Here is a 12583-nt window from a genome sequence, read left to right as displayed (position 1 = left end):
ACCGGAAGCACGTCAGCCCTGGTGCTGCTGGACGTGGCCGAACAGCTGCTGGGAGAAGCGTACGCGCTCTTCCGCGGACTCTTCGATGCCTTTCGCCTTGAGTTCTTCCAGTCGCGCCTCGACGGCGTGGCAGCGGTGCACCAGGCCGCTGTCGTTGGCGATCTGGATGTTCAGGCCCGGGCGGGCGTTGAGTTCGAGGATCAGCGGGCCTTTCTCCTGGTCGAGAACCATGTCCACGCCGATGTAGCCGAGGCCCGACAACTCGTAGCAACCGGCCGCCAGCTTCATGAAGCCGTCCCAGTTCGGCAGTTGCACACCGTCCACCGCGTTGGTGGTGTCCGGGTGCTTGGCGATCTTGTTGTTCAGCCAGGTGCCGCGCAGGGTGACACCGGTGGCCAGGTCGACGCCCACGCCGATGGCGCCCTGGTGCAGGTTGGCCTTGCCGCCCGACTGCCGGGTCGGCAGGCGCAACATGGCCATCACCGGGTAGCCCATCAGCACGATGATGCGGATGTCCGGCACACCTTCGTAGCTGATGCTCTTGAAGATCTGGTCGGGGGTCACCCGGTACTCGATCAGTACGCGGTCGCGATGACCGCCGAGGGAGTAGAGGCCGGAGAGGATGCTCGAGATGTGGTGCTCGATCTCCTCGTGGCTGACGATCTTCCCCGACACGGTCTTGTAGCGGCCCTCGAAGCGGTCGGCGATCACCATGATGCCGTCGCCGCCGGCGCCCTGCGCCGGCTTGATGACGAAATCGTTGTGCTCGCCGATGATCTCGTTGAGCTTGTCGATGCCTTTCTCGGTCTCGATGATGCCGTACATCTCCGGCACGTGGATGCCGGCCTCGAGCGCGCGTTCCTTGGTGATGATCTTGTCGTCCACCACCGGATACAGGTGCCGCTTGTTGTACTTCAGGACGTAATCGGCATTGCGTCGGTTGATGCCCATCACGCCTTTCGCGGTCAGGTCTTTCCAGGTCTTCCAGATCGACATGGTTCAGTCCTTGAGCAGGGCCTTGAAGCGGAACAGCTCGGTCAGGCGGTAGCCGCGGTAGCGGCCCATGGCGAGCATGAAGGCGACCAGGATCAGCAGCACGGCCGGGAAGGTGAAGATGAAGTACACCAGTTCCGGGATGCGCATGAGGATGTGCGCCAGCGATGCCGCGAAAAGGGTGCCGATGGCCACCTTCATCGCATGGCCGCCGCCGCGCTCTTCCCAGGTGATCGACAGGCGTTCGATGGTCATGGTCAGGATCACCATCGGGAACAGGGCGATCGACAGGCCGCTCTCGAAGCCGAGCTTGTGGCTGAACAGGCTGATCACCGCGATCATCACCACCACGAAGGTCAGCACCACCGAGAGGCGCGGCAGCATCTGCAGCTTCAGGTGCTCGAGATAGGAGCGCAGCGACAGGCCCAGGGCGGTGATCACGGTGAACAGGGCGATACCCCATTGCAGGCCGGTCTCGCGGAAGGCCAGGGCGATCAGCACCGGGGTGAAGGTGCCGAGGGTCTGCAGGCCGATCAGGTTGCGCAGGATCAGGATCACCAGCACGCCGATCGGGATCATGATCATGATCTGGAAGGTCTGCTGGGTGGACAGCGGCAGGCCGTACAGGGAGTACTCGAGGAAGGCCGCCTCGGTGTTCTCGTCGGACAGCTTGGCCAGGCGGATGGCGTTCATCTCGCTGCTGTTCAGGCTGAAGCTGACCTGGGCCTTCTTGCCGCCGTCGATGGTCATCAGCGGCTCATCGCCAAGCCACCAGATCAGGCGATCGGAGGGCAGGCCCTGTTCGCCGGTGACCACGTTGAAATACAGCCAGTTCTCGCCGTTGAAGCTGCGCAGCCACAGTTCCGGGCTCTGTTGCAGGTCGGCGACCAGGCGGATGGTATGGACCCGCTCCATCGGCACGTGGGCGATGGACAGCAGGGTTTCGACGATATGCGCTTTCTTTTCCAGGCTGGTGTCGCCGGCCATCAGCAGCTTGACGTTGTCGTCGTTGCCGTTGTTGGCGCGCTTGATGGCTTCGCTGACGAAGGTCTCGACGTCGGCCGAGTGCTGGCGAATGGGGGCCAGCAGGGCTTCTGCGGCGATCTTCTCCGGGCCTTCCAGGGGCAGGCTGTCGCGGAAGATCGGGCCTTTCTCCTTGGTCTTCTCGCCGGTGTAGCGCTTGGTCAGCACCAGGCGGTAGTACAGGGTCTGCTTGCCGTTGGCGCGGCGGGCGGACCAGGTCACCTTGCGATTGCCGTCGGCGCGATTGATGCTGACGCCGTAATTGTTGGAGACGAAGCTTTCGTTGAGGCTGACGTAGTCCTGGCTCAACGGCGGAACGAACATCTGCACCTTGACCGGGGTTTTCGGCGTGGCGACGAAGTCGACCTTGGCATCGATGTTCCAGAGGTCATCGGTTTCGGCTTCGGTAACGGGAATACCCTGGACGAAAATCTGATAGGCGGTGATCGCCACACCCAGGGTCAGCAGGATGGCGATCAGGACTTTCAGATGCAGGTTGAGAGAGCGCATGTCGTTTACTCAGCAGGTTTTGCATCAGGTTTGCAGCCGGGTTTCCCGGCCGAGTATTTCAAGCTCGGATCGACCAGTGCGTCGAATTTCTTCAAGGCCTCCGAGCCGATCAAAAGCGGGTATTGGAATGCACTTCGGTCGGTCAGGTTCACTTCGATGGTGCGAATCGCCTTGCCCATGCAGACCTGCAGCTCGATCACCGGACGGGCGGTATAGGCCTTGCCCTCGTCGGGGTTGAAGTCGCCGTGGCGGCGCTTGATCTTGCTGATCCGCGCCAGGGGCTTCTCGATCGGGGTGTCGTCGGCGTTGTCGGTGGCCAGGTAGAAGCGCACCCAGGTTTCGCCGTCGCGCTTGAAACGCTTGATGTCGCGGGCGCTGAGGGAGGCGGTCTTGGCGCCGGTGTCGAGCTTGGCGGCCAGCTGGATGTCCGGGTCGTTGATGCGCGCGTATTCGTTCAGGCCGTAGACCGTCTTTTCGGCGGCTACGCTCAGGCCTGGTACGGCGATGAATAGGCAGAGCAGGGGAGCTAAGGGCTTGAGTTTCATAAGTCCTGGTTGGTGTCGCGTTCGGCGGGTCGATCTTGCGATCGCTGTCCAGTCCGTGACGGAAAACCCTGCGTCATCGACCTGCGCTCGGCAGGCCGGGCATGCCGGGCGCCCCGCCAGGCGCATGCGGGCCGCATTCTATCACGCGGTTTTTCGGCAGCGACAGCCGCTTATACCACTTGGTCGGGGTTTTGCCCCTGGGATGAAACGAAATTCCATCCTGGGGCTCGAAGCGTTACCGGAAGCGGGCAAGGGACCTTGGCGGTGCCGAGCCGCTGGCCCCGGAGCGGTTATTTGAAGCGCCGTTCCACGCCTTTTTCGACGAGGATCTTTGCGGAAATCTCCTCCACCGAGAAATGCGTGGAGTTGATGTAGGCGATGTTTTCGCGGCGGAACAGGCTTTCGACCTCGCGTACCTCGAATTCGCACTGGGCGAAGCTGGCGTAGCGACTGTTGGGCTTGCGCTCGTTGCGAATCGCGGTGAGGCGATCGGGGTCGATGGTCAGGCCGAACAGCTTGTGCTTGTACTGCTTGAGGGCGTTCGGCAGTTGCAGGCGCTCCATGTCCTCTTCCGTCAACGGGTAGTTGGCGGCGCGGATGCCATACTGCAGGGCCATGTACAGGCAGGTGGGCGTCTTGCCGCAGCGCGAGACGCCGACCAGGATCAGGTCGGCCTTGTCGTAGTAGTGGGTGCGGGCGCCGTCGTCGTTGTCGAGGGCGAAGTTCACCGCCTCGATGCGATCCATGTAGTTGGAGTTGTGGCCGATGGAGTGGGACTTGCCGACCGAATAGGACGAGTCGGCCGAAAGCTCCTGTTCCAGAGGCGAAAGAAAGGTGGCGAAGATATCGATCATGAAACCGTTGGATTGCGCCAGGACCGCCCGGATGTCGCGGTTCACGATGGTATCGAAGATGATCGGGCGGGCCCCGTCCGACTCGGCAGCATTATTGATTTGCTGTACCATGGCGCGCGCTTTTTCTTCGGTATCGATGTACGGTCTCGTCAGTTTGACGAAGCTGATGTTCTCGAACTGTGCCAGAAGGCTTTGGCCCAGGGTTTCGGCGGTGATACCGGTGCCGTCCGAGATGAAGAATGCGGTTCGTTTCATTTGCACCGAAAGCCTTAAGGTAGGAACGATTCTTGGCTATGATAGGCCGCGCGTTGTCAGAGGCCTTTCTGTCGCAGCATTGTCACTTATTTCTAAGGGCCAGGCCAGAATCCAGCGGAGCTGCTCCTGGCCCCGCTTGAGCTTTTCCAATTCAATAGTGGAGAGATCACCTTGGTAGAGTACGTAGTTTCCCTCGATAAGCTCGGCGTCCATGATGTAGAGCATGTGGGGGGCAAGAACGCATCCCTCGGCGAGATGATCAGCAACCTGGCCGGTGCCGGCGTTTCCGTACCCGGCGGATTTGCCACCACCGCCCAGGCCTACCGTGACTTCCTCGAGCAGAGTGGCCTCAACGACCGTATCCACGCGGCCCTGGACGCCCTGGACGTCGACGACGTCAACGCCCTGGCCAAGACCGGCGCGCAGATCCGCCAGTGGGTGATGGAAGCCGAGTTCCCGGCCCGTCTCGACAGCGAGATCCGCCAGGCCTTCGCCGCCCTGGCCAACGGCAACGACAACCTCGCCGTGGCAGTGCGTTCCTCCGCTACCGCCGAAGACCTTCCGGACGCCTCGTTCGCCGGCCAGCAGGAAACCTTCCTCAATATCCGCGGCGTGGACAATGTGATCCGCGCAGCAAAAGAGGTCTTCGCCTCCCTGTTCAACGACCGCGCCATCGCCTACCGCGTGCACCAGGGCTTCGATCACAAGCTGGTCGCCTTGTCCGCCGGCGTGCAGCGCATGGTCCGCTCGGAAACCGGCACCGCCGGGGTGATGTTCACCCTGGACACCGAATCCGGCTTCCGCGACGTGGTCTTCATCACCGGTGCCTACGGCCTGGGCGAGACCGTGGTCCAGGGCGCGGTGAACCCCGACGAGTTCTACGTCCACAAGCCGACCCTGGAAGCCGGGCGTCCGGCCATCCTGCGCCGCAACCTGGGTAGCAAGGCGATCAAGATGATCTACGGCGACGAAGCCAAGGCCGGTCGCTCGGTCAAGGTGGTGGACGTCGATCGCGCCGATCGCGCCCGCTTCGCCCTGAGCGACGCCGAGGTCACCGAGCTGGCCAAGCAGGCCATGATCATCGAGAAGCACTATGGCCGCCCGATGGACATCGAATGGGCCAAGGACGGTGACGACGGCAAGCTGTACATCGTCCAGGCACGCCCGGAAACCGTGAAGAGCCGCGCCAGCGCCACGGTCATGGAGCGCTACCTGCTGAAAGAGAAGGGGACCGTCCTGGTGGAAGGGCGTGCCATCGGCCAGCGCATCGGTGCCGGTCCGGTCAAGGTGATCAACGACGTGTCGGAAATGGACAAGGTCCAACCGGGTGACGTCCTGGTCTCCGACATGACCGACCCGGACTGGGAGCCGGTGATGAAGCGCGCCAGCGCCATCGTCACCAACCGCGGCGGGCGTACCTGCCACGCGGCGATCATCGCTCGCGAACTGGGCATCCCGGCGGTGGTCGGTTGCGGCAACGCCACCCAGATCCTGCAGGATGGCCAGGGGGTGACCGTTTCCTGTGCCGAAGGCGATACCGGCTTCATCTTCGAAGGCGAACTCGGTTTCGATGTGCGCAAGAACTCGGTCGACGCCATGCCCGACCTTCCGTTCAAGATCATGATGAACGTCGGCAATCCCGATCGCGCTTTCGATTTCGCCCAGTTGCCGAACGAAGGCGTGGGCCTGGCCCGCCTCGAATTCATCATCAACCGCATGATCGGCGTGCACCCCAAGGCATTGCTGAACTTCGCCGGCCTGCCGGCGGACATCAAGGAAAGCGTGGAGAAGCGCATCGCCGGCTATCCCGATCCGGTCGGCTTCTACGTCGAGAAGCTGGTGGAAGGCATCAGCACCCTGGCCGCGGCGTTCTGGCCGAAGAAGGTCATCGTGCGCCTGTCCGACTTCAAGTCCAATGAGTACGCCAACCTGATCGGCGGCAAGCTCTACGAGCCGGAAGAAGAGAACCCGATGCTCGGCTTCCGTGGCGCCTCGCGCTACATCAGCGAGTCGTTCCGCGACTGCTTCGAGCTGGAGTGCCGTGCGCTGAAGAAGGTCCGCAACGAAATGGGCCTGACCAACGTCGAGATCATGGTGCCCTTCGTGCGCACCCTGGGCGAGGCGAGCCAGGTGGTCGAGCTGCTGGCCGGGAACGGCCTGAAGCGCGGCGAGAACGGCCTTAAGGTCATCATGATGTGCGAACTGCCGTCGAACGCCCTGCTGGCCGACGAGTTCCTCGAGTTCTTCGATGGCTTCTCCATCGGTTCCAACGACCTGACCCAGCTGACCCTGGGCCTGGATCGCGATTCCGGCATCGTTGCCCACCTGTTCGACGAGCGCAATCCGGCGGTGAAGAAGCTGCTGGCCAACGCCATCGCTGCCTGCAACAAGGCCGGCAAGTACATCGGCATCTGCGGCCAGGGTCCGTCGGACCACCCGGACCTGGCCCGCTGGCTGATGGAGCAGGGCATCGAGAGCGTCTCGCTGAACCCCGACTCGGTGCTGGATACCTGGTTCTTCCTTGCCGAGGGGCAAGACCAGGCCTGATCGGTCCTCGCTGTATCCGGAAAGGGCGGGTAACACCGCCCTTTTTCGTGCCTCCTGTACAAGACAAGCATGCAAAGCAGTAGTCGCCTCTTTCCTGTCGCCCTGGTCAGCGCCGAGTTGCGCGCCGACCTTACCGAAGACATCTATCGCCTGAAGCCCGGCAACAGCCCCGATGCCAGCGTCGAGCTGGTCGTAACCCGGCTTGGACAGCAGGCCGCCGGCGAGCGGCGCGGACCGCCTGTGATCCTCCTGCACGGGAGTTTTTCCAACCGCCGCTTCTGGTACTCGCCGCGTGCGCTCGGACTAGGTCCTTACCTGGCGCGGGCGGGGTTCGATGTCTGGCTGCCGGAAATGCGCGGCCATGGCCTGTCGATTCGCAACGATGGTTACCGGGACAACCGGGTCGCCGACTACGCGCGCTACGACCTGCCGGCGCTGGCCTCCTTCATCCACGAGCAGTGCGGGCAGCCGGCGCACTGGATTGGCCACTCCCTCGGTGGGGTGGTGCTGGCGGCGGGACTGGGCGGGGGTTACCTGGACCAGGCGCGGATCGCTTCCGTGGCGTTGTTCGGTAGCCAGGTCAGCACCGCGCACTGGCTGTTCAGGTTGCCCATGGCAGGCATCCTCGCGCGCCTGCTGCTGCGCCGCGTCGATGCGCTGTCCGGAAGCCGTTGGCGGCAGGGGCCGGAAGACGAGCCGGTCGGCGTGGCGCTGGAGGTCCTGCGTTGGCATGGGCTGTTCGGCCGCTTCGGCGAGCCGGGCAACGACTGGTGGAAGGGGCTCGCCGCGGTCGACGTGCCGCTATTGGCGGTCGCCGGGGCTGGGGACCGGCAGGACCCGTCCTGGGCCTGTCGCAAGTTGTTCGAGCAGTTCGCCTCGTCCGAGCGCGAATACCTGTTGCTCGGACGCGAGGCTGGCTACGCCGAGGACTACGGGCATATCGAGATGCTGATCGGCAAGGCGGCCCAGCTAGAGGTCTGGCCCTTGGTGGAGCGCTGGCTGCGCCAGCGATCGCCGGCGGGCGACGAATCCGCGTGGAGCGAGGCGCTAGACGTATCGGAAGCCGGAATCAGCGGCTAACATGTGACGCAAATGGCGGCTCCGGTCACGCCGGCGCCGCCGGGGCGGGCGGCCGATGTTCCTCCGGAGCTGCCCGAGCCGATCCCTTCACCCACAGGAGCTTCCCATGCATTACGTCACTCCCGATCTGTGCGATGCCTATCCTGAGCTGGTCCAGGTCGTCGAACCCATGTTCAGCAACTTCGGCGGCCGCGACTCCTTCGGCGGCGAGATCGTCACCATCAAGTGCTTCGAAGACAACTCGTTGGTCAAGGAGCAGGTCGACAAGGACGGCAAGGGCAAGGTCCTGGTCGTCGATGGCGGTGGTTCGCTGCGCCGCGCCCTGCTGGGCGACATGCTGGCCGAGAAAGCGGCGAAGAACGGCTGGGAAGGGATCGTCGTGTATGGCTGCATCCGTGACGTCGACGTGATCGCCCAGACCGACCTCGGCGTCCAGGCCCTGGCCAGTCATCCGCTGAAGACCGACAAGCGCGGCATCGGCGATCTGAACGTCGCCGTGACCTTCGGCGGCGTCACCTTCCGCCCCGGCGAGTTCGTGTATGCCGACAACAACGGCATCATCGTTTCTCCGCAGGCCTTGAAGATGCCCGAATAGGGCTTTTTAACAGCCGTTCCGGCCCCGGTGACGCAGGCAGCGTCCCGGGGCTTTTTGCTGGAATGAACCCGGGGTGCGCATACGGGTCTCAGGACTGGCTTTAAGGTTGTGCCGCAAGTCCATGAATTGACTGGTACCGGACTTGTGTTTTTACTGTCGAAATGGTCGTTTTACCAAGGGAAGCGCAATGCAAGCGTACGAGTCGGGTGACGAGCGCGGCCTGATCTATGGCTACGTCCTCAACGGGCGCGGCGGCGGACGCCGTGTCGGACGCAACCAGATAGCGGTGCTCGACCTGCTGCCGGAGGAGAGTCTTTGGCTGCACTGGGACCGCGGCGTACCGGAGGCACAGGCCTGGCTGCGGGATTCCGCGGGGCTCAGCGAGTTCGCCTGCGATCTGCTGCTGGAGGAGGCGACCCGCCCCCGTTTGCTCGATCTCGGGGCCGAAAGCCTGCTGGTGTTCCTCCGTGGAGTGAACCTGAATCCGGGCGCGGAGCCGGAAGACATGGTTTCGCTGCGGGTATTCGCCGACGCGCGCCGGGTGATCTCGCTGCGCCTGCGGCCGCTGAAGGCGGTGGCCGATCTGCTCGAGGACCTGGAGGCGGGGAAAGGGCCGAAGACGGCATCCGAGGTCGTGTACTACCTCGCGCACTACCTGACCGATCGCGTCGACACGCTGATCAGCGGGATAGCCGACCAGCTCGATGCTGTCGAGGAGCTGGTCGAGGCGGACGAGCGCGCCAGTCCCGACCAGCACCAGTTGCGTACCCTGCGCCGCCGGTCGGCGGGGTTGCGGCGCTACCTGGCGCCGCAGCGGGACATCTACTCGCAACTGGCGCGCTACAAGCTGTCCTGGTTCGTCGAGGACGACGCCGATTACTGGAACGAGCTGAACAACCGGCTGACGCGGAATCTCGAAGAACTCGAGTTGATACGGGAGCGCATCAGCGTCCTGCAGGAAGCCGAGTCGCGGCGAATCACCGAACGGATGAACCGCACCATGTATCTCCTTGGTATAATCACCGGCTTTTTCCTGCCGATGAGCTTCGTCACCGGCCTGCTGGGAATCAATGTCGGCGGCATTCCAGGGGCGGATGCACCGCATGGGTTCTGGCTGGCCTGCCTGCTGATCGGCGGGGTCGCCACCTTCCAGTGGTGGGTATTTCGTCGGCTGCGCTGGCTCTGACGTGACCTGGAGTGAGGAGAGGGCGTCACTCCCTCGTACAGACATGAGGTGCGCATGCACGATCCGTTCGAAGAGTCCCTGCGGGACCTGCTCAAGGCTTCGGCTCCCCAGCCGGACGACGACGCGCGTCTGGGACGGGTGCTGAAGACCGCCAATCGCCAGGTCGGCGCCGGTGACCTGTTCAGCCTCATGGGGCACTGGCTGCAGGCGCTGATGATCGGCATCAACAACGGTTCGCCGCATCTGGCGCCGGTTTCCCGTATTTCCGCGAAAAACGCATCTTCTGCTGACAAGGCTGAGTGAACATGCAATTCGATATCTGGACCCAGAGCTTGCTGACCGCGATGAACACCCTGTGGGGCAAGCTGGCAGGCTTCATCCCCAACCTGCTCGGCGCCCTGGTGGTCGTTCTGCTCGGCTTCGTCATCGCCAAGCTGCTCGATGCGCTGCTTTCCAAGCTGCTGGCCAAGCTGGGCCTGGACCGGCTGATGGGTGGCACCGGCCTGACCAAGCTGCTGGCCCGGGTCGGCATCCAGGTTCCGGTCTCGACGCTGGTCGGCAAGATCGTCTACTGGTTCGTACTGCTCGTCTTCCTCGTATCCGCCGCCGAGTCGCTCGGCCTGCAGCGGGTATCCGCCACGCTGGACGTCCTCGCCCTGTACCTGCCCAAGGTGTTCGGCGCGGCCCTGGTGCTGATCGTCGGCGTGCTCCTGGCGCAACTGGTGAACAGCGTCGTGCGCGGCGCGGCGGACGGCGTCGGCCTCGAATACGCGAACGGCCTGGGGCGGATCGCCCAGTGGCTGGTCATCATCATCAGCATCTCGGTGGCGGTGGGGCAGCTCGAGGTCAAGACCGACCTGCTCAACTACATCATCGCCATCGTCCTGATCACCGTCGGCCTGGCCGCTGCGCTGGCCCTGGGCCTGGGCAGCCGCGAGGTCGCCGGGCAGATCATTGCAGGAATCTACGTCCGCGAGCTGTATCAGGTCGGACAACAGGTGAAAGTGGGTGACGTTGAAGGCACTATTGAAGAGATAGGTACGGTCAAGACCATCCTGCTGACGGAAGAGGGAGAGCTTGTGTCGCTGGCCAACCGTCTACTGCTCGATCAGCGAGTTACCAGCCGCTGATCCGGGAGAGATAATGGACGTGGCTGCTCTGCAGGGCGGCCCGGCTTACGATATGACTGGCCTGATCTCACTTGAATAAGCCTCACCCCCTGTCACAGCGGTATGACCCACGCCAGCTTTCCGATGAAGAGCTGGTCGAGCGTGCGCACTCGGAGCTGTTCCACGTGACGCGCGCCTATGAAGAATTGATGCGGCGTTACCAGCGCACGCTGTTCAACGTCTGTGCCCGCTACCTGGGCAACGACCGCGACGCGGACGACGTGTGCCAGGAGGTGATGCTGAAAGTTTTGTACGGGTTGAAGAACTTTGAGGGCAAGTCGAAGTTCAAAACGTGGCTATATAGCATCACGTACAACGAGTGCATCACGCAGTACCGCAAGGAGCGCCGCAAGCGCCGATTGATGGATGCGCTCAGCCTCGACCCGCTGGAGGAGGCTTCCGAGGAGAAGTCGCCGAAGGTTGAGGAGCGGGGCGGATTGGATCGTTGGCTCGTCCATGTCAATCCGATAGATCGGGAGATTCTGGTTCTTCGCTTCGTCGCGGAACTGGAGTTTCAGGAGATAGCGGATATCATGCACATGGGTCTGAGTGCGACGAAAATGCGCTACAAGCGGGCACTGGACCGCCTGCGCGAAAAGTTTTCAGATGCGACCGAAACATAGTTGGGTAAATATTGTCTCTCTATGCGGGAAGTTCTGATAAACTTGCCACCCAAGTTGTGCGGCTGATTGTTGGACAACTAACTGACCATCAAGATGGGGATTTAACGGATGAAACTGAAGAACACCTTAGGCGTTGTCATCGGCTCGCTGGTTGCCGCTTCGGCAATGAACGCCTTTGCCCAGGGCCAGAACTCGGTAGAGATCGAAGCCTTCGGCAAGCGCTACTTCACCGACAGCGTTCGCAACATGAAGAACGCGGACCTGTACGGCGGCTCGATCGGTTACTTCCTGACCGACGACGTCGAGCTGGCGCTGTCCTACGGTGAGTACCATGACGTTCGTGGCACCTACGAAACCGGCAACAAGAAGGTCCACGGCAACCTGACCTCCCTGGACGCCATCTACCACTTCGGTACCCCGGGCGTAGGTCTGCGTCCGTACGTGTCGGCTGGTCTGGCTCACCAGAACATCACCAACATCAACAGCGACAGCCAAGGCCGTCAGCAGATGACCATGGCCAACATCGGCGCTGGTCTGAAGTACTACTTCACCGAGAACTTCTTCGCCAAGGCCAGCCTCGACGGCCAGTACGGTCTGGAGAAGCGTGACAACGGTCACCAGGGCGAGTGGATGGCTGGCCTGGGCGTCGGCTTCAACTTCGGTGGTTCGAAAGCCGCTCCGGCTCCGGAACCGGTTGCCGACGTTTGCTCCGACTCCGACAACGACGGCGTTTGCGACAACGTCGACAAGTGCCCGGATACCCCGGCCAACGTCACCGTTGACGCCAACGGCTGCCCGGCTGTCGCCGAAGTCGTACGCGTACAGCTGGACGTGAAGTTCGACTTCGACAAGTCCAAGGTCAAAGAGAACAGCTACGCTGACATCAAGAACCTGGCTGACTTCATGAAGCAGTACCCGTCCACTTCCACCACCGTTGAAGGTCACACCGACTCCGTCGGCACCGACGCTTACAACCAGAAGCTGTCCGAGCGTCGTGCCAACGCCGTTCGTGACGTACTGGTCAACGAGTACGGTGTAGAAGGTGGTCGCGTGAACGCTGTTGGTTACGGCGAGTCCCGCCCGGTTGCCGACAACGCCACCGCTGAAGGCCGCGCTATCAACCGTCGCGTTGAAGCCGAAGTAGAAGCTGAAGCCAAGTAATCGGCTGAGCCTCTAAGGAAAAACCCGGCTCAGGCCGGGTTT

At 62.7% G+C, this 12583-nt stretch carries 12 protein-coding genes; 8 read left to right on the top strand and 4 right to left on the bottom strand.

Going from position 1 to position 12583, the window contains the following annotated elements; all coding sequences use genetic code 11:
• Positions 1 to 12 precede the first annotated feature (12 nt).
• The 4 genes from LJF27_RS17610 to ppsR all read right to left on the bottom strand — a co-directional run bounded on the left by LJF27_RS17610 (position 13) and on the right by ppsR (position 4180).
• Positions 13 to 996, bottom strand: a complete 984-nt coding sequence (locus LJF27_RS17610; protein WP_003087807.1) for an alpha-L-glutamate ligase-like protein — start codon at positions 994 to 996, stop codon at positions 13 to 15.
• Between the two features lie 3 nt (positions 997 to 999).
• On the bottom strand, positions 1000 to 2526 hold the full coding sequence (locus LJF27_RS17605; RefSeq protein ID WP_003087809.1) for an inactive transglutaminase family protein: 1527 nt from the start codon (positions 2524 to 2526) through the stop codon (positions 1000 to 1002).
• 5 nt (positions 2527 to 2531) lie between these two features.
• The gene (locus tag LJF27_RS17600) at positions 2532 to 3071 is read right to left on the bottom strand and encodes an ATP-dependent zinc protease (RefSeq protein ID WP_003087811.1); all 540 of its coding nucleotides are present in this window, start codon (positions 3069 to 3071) and stop codon (positions 2532 to 2534) included.
• Positions 3072 to 3361: 290 nt separating this feature from the next.
• Entirely contained in the window at positions 3362 to 4180 is an 819-nt protein-coding gene (gene ppsR / locus LJF27_RS17595) for a posphoenolpyruvate synthetase regulatory kinase/phosphorylase PpsR (RefSeq protein ID WP_003087813.1), read from the bottom strand.
• 171 nt (positions 4181 to 4351) lie between these two features.
• Here ppsR and ppsA point away from each other — a divergent pair, with 171 nt between their 5' ends.
• From ppsA to oprF, 8 genes are all read left to right on the top strand, one after another.
• Entirely contained in the window at positions 4352 to 6727 is a 2376-nt protein-coding gene (gene ppsA, locus LJF27_RS17590) for a phosphoenolpyruvate synthase (RefSeq protein WP_003098065.1), read from the top strand.
• 69 nt (positions 6728 to 6796) lie between these two features.
• On the top strand, positions 6797 to 7807 hold the full coding sequence (locus LJF27_RS17585; RefSeq protein ID WP_003087820.1) for an alpha/beta fold hydrolase: 1011 nt from the start codon (positions 6797 to 6799) through the stop codon (positions 7805 to 7807).
• A gap of 106 nt (positions 7808 to 7913) precedes the next feature.
• Positions 7914 to 8402, top strand: coding sequence for a ribonuclease E activity regulator RraA (gene rraA, locus LJF27_RS17580; protein ID WP_003087823.1), 489 nt, complete (start codon positions 7914 to 7916; stop codon positions 8400 to 8402).
• Between the two features lie 187 nt (positions 8403 to 8589).
• Positions 8590 to 9588: a zinc transporter ZntB gene (locus LJF27_RS17575; RefSeq protein WP_003098062.1), complete on the top strand. Its 999-nt coding sequence runs from the start codon at positions 8590 to 8592 to the stop codon at positions 9586 to 9588.
• A gap of 48 nt (positions 9589 to 9636) precedes the next feature.
• Positions 9637 to 9891, top strand: coding sequence for a hypothetical protein (locus LJF27_RS17570; protein ID WP_003120308.1), 255 nt, complete (start codon positions 9637 to 9639; stop codon positions 9889 to 9891).
• 2 nt (positions 9892 to 9893) lie between these two features.
• The gene (locus LJF27_RS17565; RefSeq protein ID WP_003087830.1) at positions 9894 to 10718 is read left to right on the top strand and encodes a mechanosensitive ion channel family protein; all 825 of its coding nucleotides are present in this window, start codon (positions 9894 to 9896) and stop codon (positions 10716 to 10718) included.
• A gap of 71 nt (positions 10719 to 10789) precedes the next feature.
• Positions 10790 to 11380: an RNA polymerase sigma factor SigX gene (gene sigX / locus LJF27_RS17560; RefSeq protein ID WP_003098059.1), complete on the top strand. Its 591-nt coding sequence runs from the start codon at positions 10790 to 10792 to the stop codon at positions 11378 to 11380.
• A 108-nt stretch (positions 11381 to 11488) separates the two neighbouring features.
• Positions 11489 to 12541: an outer membrane porin OprF gene (gene oprF, locus LJF27_RS17555; protein ID WP_003087843.1), complete on the top strand. Its 1053-nt coding sequence runs from the start codon at positions 11489 to 11491 to the stop codon at positions 12539 to 12541.
• Positions 12542 to 12583: the final 42 nt, after the last annotated feature.

This window comes from Pseudomonas sp. 203-8, from assembly GCF_020708595.1.
In the GTDB taxonomy this organism is placed as follows: domain Bacteria; phylum Pseudomonadota; class Gammaproteobacteria; order Pseudomonadales; family Pseudomonadaceae; genus Pseudomonas; species Pseudomonas aeruginosa.
This window is presented reverse-complemented; position numbering and strand designations above follow the sequence as displayed.